We start from the raw sequence: 18,374 nt of genomic DNA, 5'->3' as shown, positions 1-18,374 counted from the left end.
CGCTGCCTCCTGGACGCCGGATCTCGACGCCACGATGGCCGAACGTGGTCAACGAAGCCTTAAGGCACCCTCCATTCCGAGAGCGCGCCGCGCGATTTCAGGGCACCAGCGTGCGGAAGGCGGCGACGACGTTCTCGTAGACCGGCCGCTTGAAGGGGATGATCAGGCCGGGGAGATTGGCGAGCGGTTCCCAGCGCCACTCGGCGAATTCCTTCTCGCCGGCCGGAGGATTGTCGATGTCGATCTCCGATTCGTCGCCCTCGAAGCGGAAGGCGAACCACTTCTGGGTCTGCCCGCGCCACTTGAACTTCCAGCGCTCGCCGACCACGGCGCGCGGAATGTCGTAGCTGTACCAATCCGGCGCCTCCGCGATCAGGCTGGCGGAGCGGACGTTGGTCTCCTCCCAGAGCTCGCGCTTCGCCGCCTCGAACGGATCCTCGCCCGCGTCGATGCCGCCCTGCGGCATCTGCCACTCGTGGCCGGGCGCGACGTGCTCCACCAGACCCTCGTCGGCGCGCCGCCCGATCCACACCAGACCCTCGCGATTGATCAGACAGATCCCCACACAGGGACGGTAGGGCAGGCTCTCGAATTCGGTCGGGGTCACGGATCGGCTCCTCGCAACGGCGTCGCGTCGAGATTTAGCCCATGACGCGCGGTCCGTCACGCCGCCCGCCCCGCCTTCGTCCTTGAAAACCACGCCCTCATGGCCCACAGTCGATCCATCGGATCGACGATCCGATCGGTCGGCGAGGACGAGGGCGAAGCAGGGTCGCGTTTTGATTTCCGTCGTGTCGCCGAGCGGTACTCGAGAGGAGGTCACTCACCTGTCCATCGAACAGACCATCGGGGCCGCCGCCGCGCCCCAGCCTCGGGTCGCCCGGCCCATGCCCAGCGCCGAGACCATCGCCGAAGCCGCTCGCAAGAGCCTCGACGACAGCAAGGCGGAAGACATCGTCATCATCGACATCCACGACAAGTCCTCGCTGGCCGACGTCATGATCGTCGCCTCCGGCCGGTCGCATCGTCACGTCGGCGCCATCGCCGATCGTCTCATCGACGATCTCGAGAAGGTCGGCGCCCATGCCCCGCGCGTCGAGGGTCTGCCCCATTGCGACTGGGTGCTGGTCGATGCCGGCGACGTGTTGATCAATCTGTTCCGTCCCGAGGTGCGCGGCTTCTACGCCCTCGAGAAGATGTGGTCGGCCGACGCGCCCGCCCCGCGCGCGACCTCGCGCGGCTGAGGCGTCGAGCGGAGAGACGCCGTGCGCGTGACCATCGCGGCGGTCGGCCGCATGAAGGCCGGCCCCGAACGCGAGCTGCTCGATCGCTACCTCGATCGCGCGGCCAAACAGGGTCGCGTGCTCGGCGTGACCAGGGTCGAGGTTCGCGAGATCCCCGAATCGCGCGCCGCCCGTGCCGAGGATCGCAAGGCCGAGGAGGCCGAGGCGCTGCTCGCCGGCGTCGCCGACACCGCCTGGGTGATCGTTCTCGACGAGACCGGCACGACGCGCACCTCGCAGGCCTTCGCCGACGATCTCGCCGCCCGTCTCGCCGAGGCGCGCGACTGGGCGATCCTGATCGGCGGCGCCGACGGCCACGGCCCCGCGGTCCTCGCCCGCGCCGATCTGCGCCTCGCCTTCGGCGCCATGACCTGGCCCCACCAGATCGTCCGCATCCTCGCCGCCGAACAGATCTACCGCGCCACCACCATCCTCGCCGGCCACCCCTATCACCGCGCCTGACCCGGCGCGGTCCTGCGCAATCCCGCCCGGCCGGCCCCGGACCGTGACGAGATTGCCGCATCGCCGGCTTGCTCTCGCCACGATCCCCTCGCAACGTCGCCTTGCGCGTCTCTCGCTCGGAGGCGACGATCGACCCGACACCGCCCGCACCGATCGACCGGCGACACCATGACCGCCCTGCCGCCCGAGACCTCTCCGCCCCCGATTCCGGCGCCGCCGTGGTGGCCGGCTTTCGCGCGTCCGGGCCTCGCCGTGTGGATGGCGCTCGCCCTCGCGAGCCCCGCCGCCGCGCAGGAGCCGCCGCCGGGCCTCAGACCCGGCGCCGCCGGCATCGCGTCGGCGCCGAGCGCCACGACCACCCCGGCAACCCCGGCCGATCCGACCGACCGTCGCGCCGCCGTCCGCGCCGAGCTCGACGCGGTTCTGCGCGACATCGACCTCGGCAAGGACCGGCAGGCGGCGATTCGCGCCGAGATCGAGGCCATCGCCCGTGAGAGCGGCCGCGTCTCCGAACAGCTCCTCGCCACCGCCCGGCGCCTGCGCGAGGCCGAAGCCCGCCTCGCCGTCACCGAGAAGCGGATCGCCGATCTCGATCGCGACGTGATCCGCTCGCGCCGCGCGCTGGACGCCCGCCGCGACGTGCTCGCCGACGTGCTCGCCGCCCTCCAACGCATCGGCCGCAAACCGCCGCCCGCCGTCGTGGTGCGACCCGAGGACGCACTCGCCGCCGTCCGTAGCGCCATTCTCGTCGGCGCCCTGCTGCCGGAACTTCGCGATCAGGCCGAAGCACTGCTCGCCGACCTCCAGTCGCTGGAGGCGTTGAAGACCGCCGCCGCCACCGAGCGCGAACGCTTCCACGCCGAGGGCGAGGATCTCGTCGCCGAGCGCGGCCGTCTCGAACTGCTGGTCGAGGAGCGCCGCAAGGCGCGCGGCGAGAAGGAGGCGAGCCTGCGCGAGGAGGCCGCCAAGGCCGGCGCCCTCGCCGAACGCGCCACTTCGCTCGAGGGTCTCGTCGCCGCTCTCGAGAAGGCGGCGACGCCCGCGAAGCCGGCGCCCGAGATCACGCTCGCCACGGCGCGCGGCCGCCTGCCGCTGCCGGTCTCCGGCGACACCATCCTGCGCTGGGGCCAGGACGACGCCGCCGGGCTCACCGCCAAGGGCCTGTCGATCGCCGCCAGGGCGGGCGCGGCGGTCACGACTCCGTGTGATGGCGCGGTGATCTTCGCGGGGCCGTTCAGATCCTACGGCAAACTCTTGATCATCAATGCCGGCGGCGGATATCATGTCGTGCTTGCCGGAATGGAACGGATCGACGTGGAGATCGGGCAATCGGTACGGGCCGGCGAACCCGTCGGCCTGATGGGCAGTCGGCCGGTGACCACGGCCGTGTCGGGTGGAGCCTCCGATCGGCCGATCCTCTATGTCGAATTCAGAAAAGACGGTACGTCGATAGATCCCTCGCCCTGGTGGGCGCGGGCGCGTGACGAGAAGGTTCGCGGATGATGCGCAAGGTTTCGTTGTTGGTGGTGGGCGGACTGCTCGGTGCCGGTGTCGTGGTCGGTATCGGTCAGGGTGAGCGGTTCATCGCCGGCAAGGCGATCGCCGCCGCGACCGACACGTATCGCCAACTCAATCTGTTCGGCGACGTGTTCGAGCGCATCCGCTCCGACTACGTCGAGCAGCCGGACGACTCGAAGCTGGTGGAAAGCGCCATCAACGGCATGCTGACCTCGCTCGATCCCCATTCGAGCTACATGTCCCCGAAGAGCTTCAAGGACATGCAGGTCCAGACGCGCGGCGAGTTCGGCGGCCTCGGCATCGAGGTCACGATGGAGGAGGGCCTGGTCAAGGTCGTCGCTCCGATCGACGACACGCCCGCGGCGCGAGCCGGCGTGCGCGCCGGCGACATCATCACCCAGCTCGACGGCGAACAGGTCCAGGGCCTCAGCCTCAATCAGGCCGTCGACAAGATGCGCGGCCCGGTCAATTCGCCGATCACCCTGACGATCAAGCGGGACGGCGCCGCCGAACCGCTGCAGATCAAGATCGTCCGCGACACCATCCGCATCAAGTCGGTGCGCTCGCGCGAGGAAGGCGGCGACATCGGCTACCTGCGCATCACCCAGTTCAACGAGCAGACCTACGACGGCCTGCGCGATCAGATCGAGAAGATCACCAAGGACATCCCGTCCGACAAGCTCAAGGGCTTCGTCCTCGACCTGCGCAACAACCCCGGCGGTCTCCTCGATCAGGCGATCTCGGTCTCCGACGCCTTCCTGGAGCGCGGCGAGATCGTCTCGACCCGCGGCCGCAACGCCGACGAGAGCCAGCGGTACAACGCCCGTTCCGGCGATCTGATCAAGGGCAAGCCGGTCGTGATCCTGATCAACGGCGGTTCCGCCTCGGCCTCCGAGATCGTCGCAGGCGCCCTCCAGGACCACAAGCGCGCCACCCTGGTCGGCACCCGGTCCTTCGGCAAGGGCTCGGTCCAGACCATCATCCCGCTCGGCCAGAACGGCGCCATCCGCCTGACCACCGCGCGCTACTACACGCCCTCGGGCCGCTCGATCCAGGCCAAGGGCATCGATCCGGACATCGAGGTCCTGCAGGACACCCCCGAGGACCTCAAGGGCAAGGACGACACCAAAGGCGAGGCGAGCCTCAAGGGTCACCTCAAGAACCCCAACGACGGCAACGCCGCCGACGAGAAGACCGGCTCGCAAGCCTATGTGCCGCCCGAGGCCAAGGACGACAAGGCGCTCAACTACGCCTTCGACCTGCTGCGCGGCGCCAAGACCAACGCGGCCTATCCGCCCAACCCCAAGGCGGCCGTCCCCAACTGATCGACCGATCGCGACGAGAGGCCGCCGGATCCCACCTCCGGCGGCCTCTTCGATTCGAAGGGCTCGTCAGACGGCGGAGAATCGGCGTAGATCGATTCGAACCAGGGAGAAGATCAAGGGACATGGGGAACGACCTCGACGCCCCGCTCGGTCTGAGTGCCGCCAAGCGCCCGATCTGGGCCCGCATTCCCTTCGGCATCATCGGCCTGTCGCTGATCGGTCTGGTCGGCGCGGTGATCGGTGTCTGGCTGGTCTTCATGCGCGACCCGGAAGGCGGCGAGCCGCATGCGGTCGTTCGCCTCGATCGCGCCAAGACCGGCATCGCCAAATCCGACGTGGCCGTCGCCGAGCCGCCTCGCCCGGCCGAGGAGACGCCCCCGCCCGGCACGCCCCACGGCGCCGCCCGCCCCGCCCAACAGGGCCTCGTCGAGGTCACTCCCGCCCCCGACGCCGGTCTCGAGCCGGTGCCCGCCCACCGCGTCCCCGAGGCCGTGGAGGGCCAGCCGCTCTCCACCGCGCCGATCGCGCGGGTCTCGGAGAAGACCCGCTGGGGCCTGTTGCCGCGCATCGCCTCCGACGGCAGCCGTCCGCTCGACGTCTATGCCCGTCCGGTGCCGCGCCTGCCGCAATCGACCCCGCGCGTCGTCCTGATCGTCGGCGGCCTCGGCATCTCCCAGACCTCGACGCAGGAAGCCCTGCGCGTGCTCGGCCCCGACGTCACCCTCGCCTTCGCGCCCTATGGCGCGAGCCTCGACCGCTGGGTCCAGAAGGCCCGCGCCGACGGTCACGAACTGCTGCTCCAGGTGCCGATGGAGCCGTTCGACTACCCGGACAACGATCCCGGGCCCCAGACCCTCATCGCCTCCGCCCCGACCGAGGCCAACACCGACCGGCTGATGACCCTGCTCGGCCGGCTCACCAACTACGTCGGCGTGATCAACTACATGGGCGCCCGCTACACCGCCGATCCCGCCGCCCTCGGCGCGACCCTGAACGAGCTGACCCGGCGCGGCCTCATGTTCGTCGACGACGGCTCGTCGAGCCGCTCCACCGGCGAATCGAGCGCCCGCGCCGCCCGCACCCCCTTCGCCCGCGCCGACGTGGTGATCGACGAGATCGCCCGCGACGAGGCCATTCAGGCCCGTCTCACCCAGCTCGAGCAGGTCGCGCGCACCAAGGGCGTCGCCGTCGGCACCGCCACCGCCCTGCCGATCTCCTTGCGCAATCTCCAGACCTGGATCAAGGCGCTCGAGGCGCGCGGTCTGGTTCTGGTGCCGGTCAGCGCCGTCGCCCGTCAGGGCTGAGGGCCTTCACACCCCGCCCGGCTCACACCCCGATGCCGCGCCGGCGCAATTCGGTCGAGGAGAGCCCGTTGCGCGGCCCGCGCAGGAAGGCCCAGGCCGGCGCCCGGTGCCCGGCGAGTCCGGCCGCGCGCGCCTCCGGCAGCCGGAAGTCGGCGAGCGCCTGAGCGGCCGGCGCCGAGAGCGGCGTCATCGCCGCGCCGGGGCGGTCGACGATCGCCATCGGCAGCGCCGAGGCGATCCGCCGCCAATGCTGCCAACGATGGAAACTCGCCAGATTGTCGGCGCCCATCACCCAGACGAAATGCACGTCCGGCCGCATCGCCACCAGCCGTTCCACCGTCCGCCACGTATAGGGCGAGCCGAAAGCCGCCTCGAAGGCGGTCACGACGATGCGCGGATCGTCCATCAGCCGCCGCGCCGCCGCGATCCGCCGCGCCAGCGACGGCAGGCCGGCGGTTTCCTTCAACGGATTGCCGGGCGTCACCAGCACCCACAGCCGATCGAGCCGCAACCGCTCGAGCGCCGTCTCGGCGACGTGGAGATGGCCGAGATGGGGCGGATTGAACGAGCCGCCGAGAAGCCCGATCCGCATGCCCGCAGCGGTCGGCGGCACGAGGAGATCCCCGCGCGCCGGACCGTTCGCATGAGGCAAGGGCCGATCCCCGACGCGACTCTCCATCAAGGCCGCGTCTGGCCGTTGCCGCGCACCCGGTAATTGAACGACACCAGTTGGTCGACCCCGACCGGCCCGCGTGCGTGCATTTTGCCGGTGGCGATGCCGATCTCCGCGCCCATGCCGAATTCGCCGCCGTCGGCGAACTGGGTCGAGGCGTTCCAGAGCAGGATCGCCGAATCGATCTCGTTCAGGAACCGCGCCGCCGTCGCGGCGTCGTCGGTGACGATCGCCTCCGTGTGGTGCGAGCCGTAGTGCTCGATGTGGGCGATCGCCCCGTCGACCCCGTCGACCAGCCCGACGGTGATGATCGCGTCGAGATATTCGGTCGACCAGTCGGCCTCGGTGGCGAGCTTCGCGCCGGGCACCAGCGCCATCACCTCGGCCGAGGCGCGGATCTCGCAGCCCTTCGCGCGCAGAGCCTCGACCAGCGGCAGCAGATGGGTCGCCGCGCAGGCGCGATCGACCAGCAGCGTCTCGGCCGCGCCGCAGATGCCGGTCCGCCGCATCTTGGCGTTGACGACGATCTTCTCGGCCATGGCGAGATCGGCGGCCGCATCGACATAGACGTGGCAGATCCCCTCGAGATGGGAGAAGACCGGCACCCTCGCCTCGGTCTGGACACGCGCCACCAGCGATTTGCCGCCGCGCGGCACGATTACGTCGATCGCCCCGCCTAGCCCGGTCAGCATCGCCCCGACGGCGGCGCGATCGGTGGTGGGCACCAGCTGGATCGCATCCTCCGGCAGACCCACGCTCGCGAGCCCGCGCCGCAGCGCCGCGACGATGGTCGACGACGAACGCAGCGCGTCCGACCCGCCGCGCAGGATCGCCGCGTTGCCGCTCTTCAGGCACAGCGCGCCCGCGTCGGCCGTCACGTTGGGCCGGCTCTCGTAGATGATGCCGATCACGCCGAGCGGCGTGGCGACGCGCTCGATGTGGAGCCCGTTCGGCCGATCCCAGGCGGAGAGCACCCGGCCGACCGGATCGGGCAGCGCCGCGATCGCCTCGAGCCCGGCCGCCATGCCCTCGATGCGGTCCTCGTTCAGAACCAGCCGATCGATGAAGGACCCGGAGAGGCCCTTGGCCTCGCCGTCGGCGACGTCCTGCGCGTTGGCGGCGAGGATCGCCGGCACGGCCCGACGGAGCTCGGCCGCCATGGCGGCGAGAGCGGCGTCCTTGGTCGCCGTCGGCGCCAGCGCCACGGCACGGGCCGCGACGCGGGCCCGCGCGCCGATGTCGGACATCGACACCTCGATCGAGGTCGCTCCGAATTTTTCGACGGCCGCCATCATTCCCCCCTGAGCACCATGTGGTCGCGGTGGATCATCTCCTTGCGACCTGTATAGCCGAGTATCGCTTCGATTTCATGGGTCTTGCGCCCGAGGATGGCGAGCGCGTCGCTCGCGTCGAAGGCGACGAGACCCCGTCCCAGTTCCTCGCCGGCCGGGCCGACGATGCGCACCGCGTCGCCGCGATGAAACGTGCCCTCGATCCGCGTGCAGCCCGCCGGAAGCAGGCTCTTGCCGGTCCGGAGCGCCCGCGCCGCGCCGGCGTCGATGGCGATGGTGCCGCGATCGTCGAGCGATCCGGCGATCCACTTCTTGCGCGCCGTCACCGGATCGGCGGCCGGCAGGAACCACGTCGCCTTCTCGCCCGCCGAGATCGCCGCGAGCGGGCTCATCCGCTTGCCGAGCGTGATCACCATGGCGGTGCCGCCGTCGGTGGCGATCTTGCCGGCGTCGATCTTGGTCTTCATGCCGCCGCGCGACAGTTCCGACCCGGCGCCCCCGGCCATCGCCTCGATCTCCGGCGAGATCCGCGCCACCAGCGGGATGAAGTCGGCGTTCGGATCCTGGTTCGGCGGCGCCGTGTAGAGCCCGTCGATGTCGGAGAGGAGCACCAGACAGTCCGCCCCGACCATCGTCGCGACGCGCGCGGCGAGGCGATCGTTGTCGCCGTAGCGGATCTCGGTGGTCGCCACCGTGTCGTTCTCGTTGATGATCGGGATCGCCCGATGGTCCATCAACGTGCCGAGCGTCGCCCGCGCGTTGAGATAGCGCCGCCGATCCTCGGTGTCGTCGAGGGTGAGCAGCACCTGCGCGGCGGTATAGCCGTGCTTGCCGAGAATTTCCGAATAGGCCCGCGCCAGGGCGATCTGCCCGACCGAGGCGGCGGCCTGGCTCTCCTCGAGCGCCAGCGCCCGCTTCGGCAGCCCGAGCTTGCCGCGCCCGAGCGCGATCGCGCCCGATGAGACCAGCAGAACCTCGCAGCCGAGTTGCATCAGCCGCGCCACGTCGGCGGCGAGGCTCTCGAGCCAGGGCCATTGGATGTCGCCGGTGGCCCGGTCGACCAACAGGGCGGAGCCGATCTTGACGACGATGCGGCGGTGATCTTCCAGACGACGGATCATGGCGGGCAACCCCGAGCGCGTCTCTCCGTCGTCTCCGACGGCGAGGATCGGCTCGCCATAACGGCGAACCGACGGCGGATCAAGCATTTCGCGGCCGAGCCGGCGAAACGCATGGCCGCTTCACGGTCGCCACGCCTCTTCCTTGACCGAAGGCAGCGTCGAGGCCTCTTCGGCGTCGGCCTGATCGATCGCCCGGCGCAGCGCGCGCAGCGCCTTCTCGACGTTCTCCCCGGTCGGCGACGACAATTGGATCGGCACCCGCCGCGCCGCCTTCTTCAGCGCCGCCGCCTTCGCCTCGCGCTCCTCGGGCGAGAGACTGTCGACCTTGGTCAGCGCCACGATCTCGGGCTTGTCGGCGAGGCCGCCGCCATAGGCCTTGAGCTCCTTGCGGATGACCTTGTAGGCCTCCGCCACGTCGTCCTGGGTGCCGTCGACCAGATGCAACAGCACCCGGCAACGCTCGACGTGACCGAGGAAACGGTCGCCGAGGCCGAGCCCCTCGTGCGCGCCCTCGATCAGACCGGGAATGTCGGCCAGCACGAATTCGCGCGCGTCGACCCGGACCACGCCGAGGCCGGGGTGGAGCGTCGTGAAGGGATAGTCGGCGATCTTGGGCTTCGCCGAGGTGACGGCGGCGAGGAACGTCGACTTGCCGGCGTTGGGCAGCCCCACCAGACCGGCGTCGGCGATGAGCTTCAGCCGCAGCCACAGCCACTTCTCCTCGCCCTCCTCGCCCGGATTGGCCCGGCGCGGGGCGCGGTTGATCGACGACTTGAAACGGTCGTTGCCGAAACCGCCGTTGCCGCCGCGCGCGAGCAGCACCCGCTGCCCCACCTCGGTCAGGTCGGCCAGGATCGTCTCGCCGTCCTCCTCGAGGATCTCGGTGCCCTTCGGCACGCGCAGCACCACGTCCTCGGCCTTGGCGCCGTGACGGTTGCGGCCCATGCCGTGACCGCCGGTCTTGGCCTTGAAATGCTGCTGATAGCGATAGTCGATCAGCGTGTTGAGCCCATCGACACATTCGACCCAGACGTCGCCGCCGCGCCCGCCGTCTCCGCCGTCCGGCCCGCCGAACTCGATGAACTTCTCGCGCCGGAACGAGACGCAGCCCGCTCCGCCGTCGCCGGACCGGATGAAGACCTTGGCCTGATCGAGAAACTTCATCGCATACCTCTCGCGGGCGACGCCGAACCCTCTCGGCGCGAGCCTCTCACTCTCGGCGGCGGGCGCTCACGCGCCCACCCCGGTCTTGACCCAGTTCTTCAGCGACGTCCAGATCGACCGCTCCAACCGGAAGCGATCGATCGGCACCATGCCGCGATAGAACAACGACGGCCCCATGCCCTGCCCGGCATACTGGAAGCCGCACTTCTCGAGCACCCGCCGCGAGGCGCCGTTGGTCACCCGCGACGTCGCCGCCACCGCGTCCGCCTCGAGCGCGCCGAAGGCGAAGTCGGAGAGCGCCTGCGCCGCCTCGGTGGCGAGCCCCCGCCCCCAATAGGGACGGCCGACCCAGTAGCCGAGCACGAACCGCTCGCCGTCGCGTGGCATCAGGCTCGCCGTTCCGACGAACCGGGAGCCCTCGTCCTTCAGATAGAGACCGAGGGTCCAGCGCGCCGGACCGGCCTCGGTGTTGTCGATGAAGGCGAGCGCGTCGTCGAGCCCGTAGGGGTGCGGCAGGTTCGACAGATTCTCGGCCACACCGACGTCGTTGGCGAGATCCGCCATGCGCTGCGCGTCGGCACGCACCGGACGGCGCAACACCAGACGCGGGGTCTCGAGAATGGTCCCGGGCAGATCCCGGTCGGGTGGGGTATCGGCTCTCTCGCTCATGGCGCGATCCTCCGGTTCGTTGTCGCGGGCGGCGACGAGGGGGAAAAAACGAAAGAGGGAAAGATGGTGCCCCATCTCCCCTCTCGCGTGTCCCCCGGAACCGGGAGCCGAGATCAGCGGATCACAAGGATCCACCGGGTCGATGGGACACCGGCGGATCGTTGGATCATCTGCCGGTTCACTCCGCTGCGGCTGCCGTATTCGGCATCACGGAGATGTAGATGCGGCCGTTGGCTTTGGCCCGAAACTGTACGCGACCCGGAATGGTGGCGAAGATCGTGTGATCGGTGCCCATGCCGACGCCCGTGCCCGGATGCCACTTGGTGCCGCGCTGACGCGCGATGATGTTGCCCGGGATCACGACCTGATCGCCGAACTTCTTGATGCCGAGACGCTTGGACTCGGAATCGCGACCGTTGCGCGAAGAACCGCCGGCCTTTTTGTGAGCCATGATGATGCTCCTTCGTATCTCTTCACCGTCCCACGCCGGGCGACACGCCTCGGGGAACGGACTGATCGTCTCTCATCGGCCGAATTCCGGCCGAACGGCGGTTCAGGCGGCGTTGATCGCGGTGATCTTCACCTTGGTCTGTTCCTGGCGGTGACCTTCCTTCTTGCGCCAGCTCTTGCGGCGGCGCTTCTTGAAGGTGATCACCTTCTTGGCACGGCTCTGCTCGACCAGAACGCCGGACACGGTGGCCCCGGCGACGGTCGGCGCGCCGACCACGGTGGTCTCGCCACCGATCAGCAGAACTTCGGAGAACGTGACCGCCTCACCGGCTTCGCCGGCGAGCTTCTCGATGATGATCACGTCGTCGGCGGCGACCTTGTACTGCTTGCCGCCCGTCTTGATGACCGCGAACATGTCTTTCTTACCTTCTCATCTCACACGCGCCCTTCGGCGCCGCGCGGTGTGCCGACGGCAGAGCCATCGGTTCCGACGCCCGCGTCTCGGATCGAGAGCGGAAACCCTCTTCGATCGTGACCGAAGCGGGCGCGTCGTCGCACGGACTTGAGAAACGACCCGAGCCGGCACCACGGTCGATCGTCTCGTCACGAGAGGATCGAAGGCAGAGCCGGGGGCGTTTTGAGCCTCGGACAGCGCCGGAGCCGGAATTCCCGGCCCTTCGCGAATGGCGTTTCCATAAGGAAAGCGGCGGGACCTGTCAACGCGCGAGACGCGGCGGCACGGCGATTTTCCGCCTTCGACGCCGCCGCGACACGGGCGCGCGCGGCTCAGCCCTTGGAGGAGGCGAGCGCGTCGAGACGCTTCTGCATCTCCTCCATCTGCTCCTTGAGCCGATCGAGATCGTTCGGCGCGCCGAGCGAAGCCGGCTTGTCCTCGGGCTTCGCCATCGCCGGTGCCTGCCCCGGAAACCCTTCCGGCATCATCGCGCTGAACGGCGTGAACATCCGCATCGTCCGCTCGAACATCTCGGTGTTGCGCCGCACCTGCTCCTCCATCGCCTCGAAGGCGTTGTTCGGGAAGGCGGCGGTCATCTGCTCGCGGAACTTGCCCTGCTCGCGGGTCAGGCTGTCGATCGAGAACTCGAGATAGCTCGGCACCAGATTCTGCATGCTGTCGCCGTAGAAGCGGATCAGTTGGCGCAGGAACGCGATGGGCAACAGGTTCTGCCCCTTGTTCTCCTGCTCGAAGATGATCTGCGTCAGCACCGACCGGGTGATGTCGTCGCCGGATTTGGCGTCGTAGACGACGAAGAGCTCTTCGTTCTTCACCATCTCGGCCAGATCCTCGAGCGTCACGTAGGACGAGGTGCCGGTGTTGTAGAGCCGGCGATTGGCGTATTTCTTGATGATCGTGGGCTCGTCGGTCTTTGCCATCTTCTCTGCCACTCTTCTCGCGGCGCCGGCGCGCCGATCGATCGTCCCGGTGGACGGCGGATCGAGCTCTGTCGCGCACGGGACCTCCCTGGGTCCGAAGAGATTAGGTAGTTTCTTCGCGCGAAGCCACCAGTTTCACGCCGATCGTCCGATACGGTCGTCCCGGCCCACACGGATTGGTCGAAGGTCTTAGTCGAAATCGGGAATTTCGCCCCCGAGTCAGACGGATTGCCGAGACGCGGACCCCCCTCTCGTCATTGACAGGTCACCGGCGTGGCGTCTCTATTCCCACCCGAAGGATCCGAACCGCGGTCGCCGGCGATTGCGGCGCTCCGCCTCGATCCAAACGATTAGAACGCGCTCGGAATGCCCGATCGCGGTCCGTAGTCAAACCTCGGAGGAAATACGCATGGCCACTGACGTCGTCATCGTGGGCGCGGCGCGCACGCCCGTCGGCATGTTCTCCGGCGCGCTCTCCAGCGTACCGGCCCATCAGCTCGGCGCCATCGCCATCAAGGCGGCCCTCGAGCGCGCCAACGTCGACGCCGCCGACGTCGACGAGGTCATCCTCGGTCAGGTCCTCTCCGCCAACGGTGGCCAGAACCCGGCCCGTCAGGCCGCCATGGCCGCCGGCATCCCGCAGGAGAAGACCGCCTGGGGCCTCAATCAGCTCTGCGGCTCGGGCCTGCGCTCCGTCGCCCTCGGCCTGCAGCAGATCGCCAACGGCGATGCCGACATCATCGTCGCCGGCGGCATGGAATCGATGTCCATGGCCCCGCACGTCGCCCATCTGCGCAACGGCACCAAGATGGGCTCGCTCGAGTTCATCGACAGCATGCTGCGCGACGGCCTGACCGACGCCTTCCACGGCTATCACATGGGCGTCACCGCCGAGAACATCGCCCAGAAGTGGCAGATCTCGCGCGAGGAGCAGGACACCTTCGCCACCGCCTCGCAGAACAAGGCCGAGGCCGCCAAGAAGACCGGCCGCTTCAAGGACGAGATCGTTCCGGTCACCGTCAAGTCGCGCAAGGGCGACGTGGTCGTCGACACCGACGAGTTCATCCGTGACGGCGTCACCGTCGAGGCCCTCGCCAAGCTGCGTCCGGCCTTCAACAAGGAAGGCACCGTCACCGCCGGCAACGCCTCCGGCATCAACGACGGCGCCGCGGCGCTGGTGCTGATGTCGAAGGCCGAGGCCGAGAAGCGCGGCCTCACCCCGCTCGCCACCATCAAGTCCTGGGCGACCGCCGGCGTCGATCCGGCGATCATGGGCACCGGCCCGATCCCGGCCTCCCGCAAGGCGCTCGAGAAGGCCGGCTGGACCGTCGCCGACCTCGACCTCGTCGAGGCCAACGAGGCCTTCGCCGCCCAGGCCATCTCGGTCAACAAGGAGCTCGGCTGGGACACGTCGAAGGTCAACGTCAACGGCGGCGCCATCTCGATCGGCCATCCGATCGGCGCCTCCGGTGCCCGCGTCCTGACCACGCTCCTCTACGAGATGCAGAAGCGCGACGCCAAGAAGGGCCTCGCCACCCTGTGCATCGGCGGCGGCATGGGCATCGCCCTCTGCGTCGAGCGCTGATCGTCTCCGATGAGATCTCCGGGCGCGGCGCGAGACGCGCCCGGACCCCTCGCATCCCCTGAACCACGCGCCTCCCGGGCGCGCGGCAAGAAGAATTGTCCCCAATTTCAGATCCGATCGATCCCCCGAGGCGCGCCGTCCGCGCCTCCTCGGTCCGGATCACGGCAGTTTCAATGGAGGAAACCATGAGCAGAGTGGCTATCGTCACGGGCGGTTCCCGTGGTATCGGCGCGGCGATTTCCAAGGCCCTCGCGGCCGCCGGCTACAAGGTCGCCGCCAATTACGCCGGCAACGACGAGGCCGCCGCCGCCTTCACCAAGGAGACCGGCATCGCGACCTACAAGTGGGACGTGTCGGACTACGACGCCTGCGTCGCCGGCATCGCCAAGGTCGAGGCCGATCTCGGCCCGGTCGAGATCCTGGTCAACAACGCCGGCATCACCCGTGACGGCATGTTCCACAAGATGACCAAGGCGCAGTGGGACGCGGTGTTGCGCACCAACCTCGATTCGCTGTTCAACATGACCCGCCCGGTCTGGGAAGGCATGCGCGCCCGCAAGTTCGGCCGCGTCGTCTGCATCTCCTCGATCAACGGTCAGAAGGGCCAGATGGGTCAGGTCAACTATTCGGCCGCCAAGGCCGGCGACCTCGGCTTCGTCAAGGCCCTCGCCCAGGAAGGCGCCCGCGCCGGCATCACCGTCAACGCGATCTGCCCGGGCTACATCGCCACCGAGATGGTCAAGGCGATCGATCCGGCCGTGGTCGAGAAGTCGATCCTGCCCTACATCCCGGTCAATCGCCTCGGCGAACCGGAGGAGATCGCCCGCACGGTCCTCTTCCTCGTCGCCGACGACGCCGGCTTCCTGACCGGCTCGACGATCTCGCCGAACGGCGGTCAGTACATGGTCTGACGCCTCGCGTGCCCGCGACGGACGCCGATCTCGAGAGGGAGCCTCGCGGCTCCCTCTTTCCTTTGGTCGCGCTCCTCGCGAAGATGGCCGCCCCTCGAACGGAGCCCTCCATGTCGATGATCCTGCCGCACGTCGCCCGTGGCCCCGAAGGCCGTCCGCCGATCGTCTTTCTGCACGGCTTCGCCGGCGATCACGAGACCTGGATCGGCCAGATGATCGGGCTCGAGACCCGGCGCCGGGTGATCGCCTTCGATCTGCCCGGCCACGGCGCCGCCCTCGACTGGCCGCGCATCGGCCATGCCGGCATCTCGGCCGAGGCCGTGATCGCCTCGCTCGGCGCCCTCGGCATCGATCGCTTCCATCTGGTCGGCCATTCCATGGGCGGCGCCACCGCGACCATCGTCGCCCTGAAGCTGGCGGAGAGCCGGCGCCTCGCCAGTCTCACCCTGGTCGCGCCCGGGGGCTTCGGCCCGGAGATCAATCACCGCCTGTTGCGCCGATTCGCCGCCGCCACCGACGAGCACGAGATCCATTCCCTGCTCGAGCAGTTCTTCGGCTTCGAGAAGCCGGTGCCGTTGGCCGCCGCCCGCCGCATCGCCGAGATCCGTCGCGACCCGCGCGTGCCCACCACGCTGGCGACCATCGCCGAGGCGATCCTCGACGGCGAACGCCAGAAGAGCTTCGATCTCGCCCGCCTCGCCGATCTGCCCCACGGCGTGCGCCTGATCTGGGGCGACCAGGACCGCGTTCTGCCGCTCGCCCAGACCCGGGGCGTCCCCGGCGTCGTCGCCGTCCACGTCTTCCCCGGCGTCGGCCACATGCCCCATCTCGAGGTCGCCCGCGACGTGACCCGCCTCGTCGCCGAGAGCGCCGCCGCCGACTGAGACCGAACGCACGAAGTTGCCCCTCCTTCGAGACGTCGTGCGGCACGGCGAGCCGGAACCGGCATCGGCCGATCGAGCCCCGTCTCGTGAAGACCCGACGAGTCGGGATTTCATGAGCCCGGTATGAGTCCCCCTCGAGACGTCACGATCTGCGGCAAATCGACGAGGTTTTCAGCCGATCCACGGCGTGTTAACCTTGTTTTCGAAAGCCGCGTCCGGTCGGGAGAAACGCGGCGGGGGGACGTCATGCTCTACTGGGCCGGCGCCGGTCTCTTGGCCGGTTGGGTCATGTCGCGCGGCTTGCGCGGATCTCGCTTCGGCGCGCTGGCGGTGATCGTCGGCGTCGTCGCGCTGGTGCTCGTCGCCGCCGCCCGGCGCTTCGAGACGGACGCGCTGGTCGCCTGCCTCGTCTTCTGGGTCGCGGCGCAGGTCGCCTGGTTCCTGGGCAACCTGCTCACCGACGGTCTGCGGACCGACCGCGACGCCGAGGAGGCGAAGACGCCCCTCGGCTGACGCCGATCACGGCGCCGAGTTCGGGTATTTCAGGTGGATCGCGTCGATCTTCTTCGCGATCTCCGGCGTGATCACGAAATCGAAGGCCGCGAGATCCTCCTCGAGCTGCGCCATTTTGGTCGCGCCGATGATCGTCGAGGCGACGAAGGAGCGCGAGGCGACGAAGGCGAGCGCCAGTGTCGCCGGGGTGACGCCGAGATCGGCCGCCAGCGCGCAATAGGCCGCGATCGCCTCCTCGGTGTTGGGCGTCTCGTAGCGCTGCCCGCGATTGAAGAGCGTCGTGCGCGCGCCGGCCGGCCGCGCGCCGCCGAGATATTTGCCGGTGAGATAGCCCTGGCCGAGCGGCGAATAGGCGAGAAGGCCGACGTCCTCGCGGATCGACACCTCCGCCATCGCCACCTCGTAGGTGCGGTTGACGAGATTGTAGGCGTTCTGGACCGAGACCACCCGGGCGGCGCCCGCGACCTCGGCCGCCCTCAGCCAGCGCATGGTGCCCCAGGCACTCTCGTTGGAGAGGCCGATGTGACGGATCCGCCCCGCCGTCACGTGCTCCTGGAGCGCGGCGAGGCTCTCCTCGATCGCGGTCTCGTCCGGCTTGATCTCCGGATCGGTCCAGATCGTCGGATTGGAGCCGAAGGTGGAGACCATCCGCTCCGGCCAATGCACCTGATAGAGATCGATGTAGTCGGTCTTCAGCCGCTTCAGGCTCTTGAACACCGCCTCGTCGATCTGGGCGCGGGTCAGCCGGCAGCGCGCGCCGTCGTCGCGGAACCAGCTCATGTCGGAACGCCCGCAGACCTTGGTGGCGAGAATCACCTTGTCGCGATTGCCGCGCGCCGCCATCCACGAGCCGACGATCTCCTCGGTCCGTCCCTGCGTCTCCGGACGCGGCGGGATCGAATAGAGTTCGGCGGTGTCGATGAAGTCGATGCCGTGGGCGAGGGCGCGGTCGAGTTGGGCGTGGCCTTCGGCTTCTGTGTTCTGTTCGCCGAAGGTCATGGTGCCGAGACAGACGGCGGAGACGGTGAGATCGGTACGACCGAGACGATTGCGTCGCATGGAGCCTCTCGAGGGAATGTGGCAGGTCGGATCAGGAGGAGATGCGGGCGATCAGCTCGCGCACCTTCGGCAGGATGCCCGCGACGATCACCTTCACGCCGGCGGCGTTGGGGTGAAGCCCGTCGGGCAGAGTGAGATCGGGGTGCATGGCGACCCCGTCGAGAAAGAACGGGTGCAGCAGCGCGCCGTGCGCCGTCGCCACCTCGGCGAAGATCGAATCGAAGTCGGCCGCGTAGGCATCGCCGAGATTGCGCGGCGCCAACATCCCGGCGACCAGCACCTTCTGGCCGCGAGCGGTGGCGCGGGCGACGATCGCGTCGAGATTGCGCCGCGCCTCGCTCGGCGGCAAGCCCCGCAGCGCGTCGTTGGCGCCGAGTTCGACGATCACCCCTTGCGCGTCGGCGGGCACCGACCAGTCGAATCGCGCCAGCCCCATGTCGGTCGTATCGCCGGAGACGCCGGCGTCGATCACCTCGACGTCGTAGCCCTCCGCCCGCAACGCCTCTTGCAACCGCACCACGAATCCGTCGGCGCGCGGCAGCCCGTAGCCCGCGGTGAGACTGTCGCCGAGCGCGACGAGCCGCACACGCCCGGCCGCCCGCGCCGTCCCCTTCGTCAGAGGGCCCAGGACCAGAGGAGCCGAAGCCAATGCGAACGCGATGCTGCGGCGGGAAGGATGTGCGATCATGACGGTCTCGTGAAATGCCGGGCCATTGGATCATCGGTCCGTCTTGCCCATATGACAATCACCCCCCGCGAAGACGAGCGC

At 69.1% G+C, this 18,374-nt stretch carries 20 protein-coding genes; 9 read left to right on the top strand and 11 right to left on the bottom strand.

Annotation, left to right across the window (positions count from 1 at the left end):
* Positions 1 to 97: 97 nt before the first annotated feature.
* Positions 98 to 607: an RNA pyrophosphohydrolase gene (locus J3S89_RS11780; RefSeq protein WP_217927741.1), complete on the bottom strand. Its 510-nt coding sequence runs from the start codon at positions 605 to 607 to the stop codon at positions 98 to 100.
* 280 nt (positions 608 to 887) lie between these two features.
* On the opposite strand from J3S89_RS11780, the gene rsfS reads away from it, so the two are divergent.
* From rsfS to J3S89_RS11755, 5 genes are all read left to right on the top strand, one after another.
* Positions 888 to 1,244, top strand: coding sequence for a ribosome silencing factor (gene rsfS, locus J3S89_RS11775; RefSeq protein ID WP_217927740.1), 357 nt, complete (start codon positions 888 to 890; stop codon positions 1,242 to 1,244).
* 21 nt (positions 1,245 to 1,265) lie between these two features.
* The gene (gene rlmH, locus J3S89_RS11770; protein ID WP_217927739.1) at positions 1,266 to 1,745 is read left to right on the top strand and encodes a 23S rRNA (pseudouridine(1915)-N(3))-methyltransferase RlmH; all 480 of its coding nucleotides are present in this window, start codon (positions 1,266 to 1,268) and stop codon (positions 1,743 to 1,745) included.
* Between the two features lie 168 nt (positions 1,746 to 1,913).
* On the top strand, positions 1,914 to 3,248 hold the full coding sequence (locus J3S89_RS11765; RefSeq protein ID WP_217927738.1) for a murein hydrolase activator EnvC family protein: 1,335 nt from the start codon (positions 1,914 to 1,916) through the stop codon (positions 3,246 to 3,248).
* Positions 3,245 to 4,588 carry a S41 family peptidase gene (locus tag J3S89_RS11760; protein ID WP_217927737.1) on the top strand — a complete coding sequence of 448 codons (1,344 nt, stop codon included), beginning with the start codon at positions 3,245 to 3,247 and terminating at the stop codon, positions 4,586 to 4,588. Before J3S89_RS11765 ends, J3S89_RS11760 begins: the two co-directional genes overlap by 4 nt.
* A gap of 122 nt (positions 4,589 to 4,710) precedes the next feature.
* Positions 4,711 to 5,892, top strand: a complete 1,182-nt coding sequence (locus J3S89_RS11755) for a divergent polysaccharide deacetylase family protein (protein ID WP_217927736.1) — start codon at positions 4,711 to 4,713, stop codon at positions 5,890 to 5,892.
* A 22-nt stretch (positions 5,893 to 5,914) separates the two neighbouring features.
* On the opposite strand, the gene J3S89_RS11750 is transcribed toward J3S89_RS11755, so the two are convergent.
* The 8 genes from J3S89_RS11750 to phaR all read right to left on the bottom strand — a co-directional run bounded on the left by J3S89_RS11750 (position 5,915) and on the right by phaR (position 12,653).
* Entirely contained in the window at positions 5,915 to 6,571 is a 657-nt protein-coding gene (locus tag J3S89_RS11750; RefSeq protein ID WP_217927735.1) for a nicotinate-nucleotide adenylyltransferase, read from the bottom strand.
* Positions 6,571 to 7,860, bottom strand: a complete 1,290-nt coding sequence (locus J3S89_RS11745) for a glutamate-5-semialdehyde dehydrogenase (protein WP_217927734.1) — start codon at positions 7,858 to 7,860, stop codon at positions 6,571 to 6,573. The genes J3S89_RS11750 and J3S89_RS11745 overlap by 1 nt, the downstream gene beginning before the upstream one ends.
* Entirely contained in the window at positions 7,857 to 8,978 is a 1,122-nt protein-coding gene (gene proB / locus J3S89_RS11740; protein ID WP_217927733.1) for a glutamate 5-kinase, read from the bottom strand. The genes J3S89_RS11745 and proB overlap by 4 nt, the downstream gene beginning before the upstream one ends.
* A 120-nt stretch (positions 8,979 to 9,098) precedes the next feature.
* On the bottom strand, positions 9,099 to 10,142 hold the full coding sequence (obgE, locus tag J3S89_RS11735; RefSeq protein ID WP_217927732.1) for a GTPase ObgE: 1,044 nt from the start codon (positions 10,140 to 10,142) through the stop codon (positions 9,099 to 9,101).
* A gap of 66 nt (positions 10,143 to 10,208) precedes the next feature.
* Positions 10,209 to 10,811 (bottom strand): GNAT family N-acetyltransferase, encoded by a 603-nt coding sequence (locus J3S89_RS11730; protein ID WP_217927731.1) that lies wholly within the window; start codon positions 10,809 to 10,811, stop codon positions 10,209 to 10,211.
* 178 nt (positions 10,812 to 10,989) lie between these two features.
* Entirely contained in the window at positions 10,990 to 11,262 is a 273-nt protein-coding gene (gene rpmA, locus J3S89_RS11725) for a 50S ribosomal protein L27 (RefSeq protein WP_217927730.1), read from the bottom strand.
* A gap of 102 nt (positions 11,263 to 11,364) precedes the next feature.
* On the bottom strand, positions 11,365 to 11,676 hold the full coding sequence (rplU, locus tag J3S89_RS11720; protein ID WP_217927729.1) for a 50S ribosomal protein L21: 312 nt from the start codon (positions 11,674 to 11,676) through the stop codon (positions 11,365 to 11,367).
* A gap of 371 nt (positions 11,677 to 12,047) precedes the next feature.
* Positions 12,048 to 12,653 (bottom strand): polyhydroxyalkanoate synthesis repressor PhaR, encoded by a 606-nt coding sequence (gene phaR / locus J3S89_RS11715; RefSeq protein ID WP_217927728.1) that lies wholly within the window; start codon positions 12,651 to 12,653, stop codon positions 12,048 to 12,050.
* A gap of 409 nt (positions 12,654 to 13,062) precedes the next feature.
* On the opposite strand from phaR, the gene J3S89_RS11710 reads away from it, so the two are divergent.
* The 4 genes from J3S89_RS11710 to J3S89_RS11695 all read left to right on the top strand — a co-directional run bounded on the left by J3S89_RS11710 (position 13,063) and on the right by J3S89_RS11695 (position 16,546).
* The gene (locus J3S89_RS11710; RefSeq protein ID WP_217927727.1) at positions 13,063 to 14,238 is read left to right on the top strand and encodes an acetyl-CoA C-acetyltransferase; all 1,176 of its coding nucleotides are present in this window, start codon (positions 13,063 to 13,065) and stop codon (positions 14,236 to 14,238) included.
* 185 nt (positions 14,239 to 14,423) lie between these two features.
* A complete protein-coding gene (phbB, locus tag J3S89_RS11705; RefSeq protein WP_217927726.1) occupies positions 14,424 to 15,149 on the top strand; it encodes an acetoacetyl-CoA reductase in 726 nt (241 codons plus the stop codon).
* Between the two features lie 110 nt (positions 15,150 to 15,259).
* A complete protein-coding gene (locus J3S89_RS11700) occupies positions 15,260 to 16,033 on the top strand; it encodes an alpha/beta fold hydrolase (RefSeq protein ID WP_230488889.1) in 774 nt (257 codons plus the stop codon).
* A 246-nt stretch (positions 16,034 to 16,279) separates the two neighbouring features.
* Positions 16,280 to 16,546, top strand: coding sequence for a hypothetical protein (locus J3S89_RS11695; protein WP_217927724.1), 267 nt, complete (start codon positions 16,280 to 16,282; stop codon positions 16,544 to 16,546).
* A 6-nt stretch (positions 16,547 to 16,552) separates the two neighbouring features.
* Here the strand turns inward: J3S89_RS11695 and J3S89_RS11690 are convergent, their stop codons facing one another.
* Entirely contained in the window at positions 16,553 to 17,605 is a 1,053-nt protein-coding gene (locus tag J3S89_RS11690; RefSeq protein WP_217927723.1) for an aldo/keto reductase, read from the bottom strand.
* A gap of 31 nt (positions 17,606 to 17,636) precedes the next feature.
* Positions 17,637 to 18,293 (bottom strand): arylesterase, encoded by a 657-nt coding sequence (locus tag J3S89_RS11685; protein ID WP_217927722.1) that lies wholly within the window; start codon positions 18,291 to 18,293, stop codon positions 17,637 to 17,639.
* Positions 18,294 to 18,374: the final 81 nt, after the last annotated feature.

It is taken from the genome of Pinisolibacter aquiterrae, from assembly GCF_019160155.1.
Taxonomy (GTDB): domain Bacteria; phylum Pseudomonadota; class Alphaproteobacteria; order Rhizobiales; family Ancalomicrobiaceae; genus Pinisolibacter; species Pinisolibacter aquiterrae.
Note: the sequence above shows the minus strand (reverse complement) of the source record. Positions and strands in the feature narration are given on the sequence as shown.

Coding starts and splice junctions, on each gene's coding strand:
- rsfS (WP_217927740.1), top strand. CDS start 888: ATGCCCAGCGCCGAGACCATCGCCGAAGCCGCTCGCAAGAGCCTCGAC.
- J3S89_RS11765 (WP_217927738.1), top strand. CDS start 1,914: ATGACCGCCCTGCCGCCCGAGACCTCTCCGCCCCCGATTCCGGCGCCG.
- J3S89_RS11760 (WP_217927737.1), top strand. CDS start 3,245: ATGATGCGCAAGGTTTCGTTGTTGGTGGTGGGCGGACTGCTCGGTGCC.
- J3S89_RS11755 (WP_217927736.1), top strand. CDS start 4,711: ATGGGGAACGACCTCGACGCCCCGCTCGGTCTGAGTGCCGCCAAGCGC.
- J3S89_RS11750 (WP_217927735.1), bottom strand. CDS start 6,571: ATGGAGAGTCGCGTCGGGGATCGGCCCTTGCCTCATGCGAACGGTCCG.
- J3S89_RS11745 (WP_217927734.1), bottom strand. CDS start 7,860: ATGATGGCGGCCGTCGAAAAATTCGGAGCGACCTCGATCGAGGTGTCG.
- proB (WP_217927733.1), bottom strand. CDS start 8,978: ATGATCCGTCGTCTGGAAGATCACCGCCGCATCGTCGTCAAGATCGGC.
- obgE (WP_217927732.1), bottom strand. CDS start 10,142: ATGAAGTTTCTCGATCAGGCCAAGGTCTTCATCCGGTCCGGCGACGGC.
- J3S89_RS11730 (WP_217927731.1), bottom strand. CDS start 10,811: ATGAGCGAGAGAGCCGATACCCCACCCGACCGGGATCTGCCCGGGACC.
- rpmA (WP_217927730.1), bottom strand. CDS start 11,262: ATGGCTCACAAAAAGGCCGGCGGTTCTTCGCGCAACGGTCGCGATTCC.
- rplU (WP_217927729.1), bottom strand. CDS start 11,676: ATGTTCGCGGTCATCAAGACGGGCGGCAAGCAGTACAAGGTCGCCGCC.
- phaR (WP_217927728.1), bottom strand. CDS start 12,653: ATGGCAAAGACCGACGAGCCCACGATCATCAAGAAATACGCCAATCGC.
- J3S89_RS11710 (WP_217927727.1), top strand. CDS start 13,063: ATGGCCACTGACGTCGTCATCGTGGGCGCGGCGCGCACGCCCGTCGGC.
- phbB (WP_217927726.1), top strand. CDS start 14,424: ATGAGCAGAGTGGCTATCGTCACGGGCGGTTCCCGTGGTATCGGCGCG.
- J3S89_RS11700 (WP_230488889.1), top strand. CDS start 15,260: ATGTCGATGATCCTGCCGCACGTCGCCCGTGGCCCCGAAGGCCGTCCG.
- J3S89_RS11695 (WP_217927724.1), top strand. CDS start 16,280: ATGCTCTACTGGGCCGGCGCCGGTCTCTTGGCCGGTTGGGTCATGTCG.
- J3S89_RS11690 (WP_217927723.1), bottom strand. CDS start 17,605: ATGCGACGCAATCGTCTCGGTCGTACCGATCTCACCGTCTCCGCCGTC.
- J3S89_RS11685 (WP_217927722.1), bottom strand. CDS start 18,293: ATGATCGCACATCCTTCCCGCCGCAGCATCGCGTTCGCATTGGCTTCG.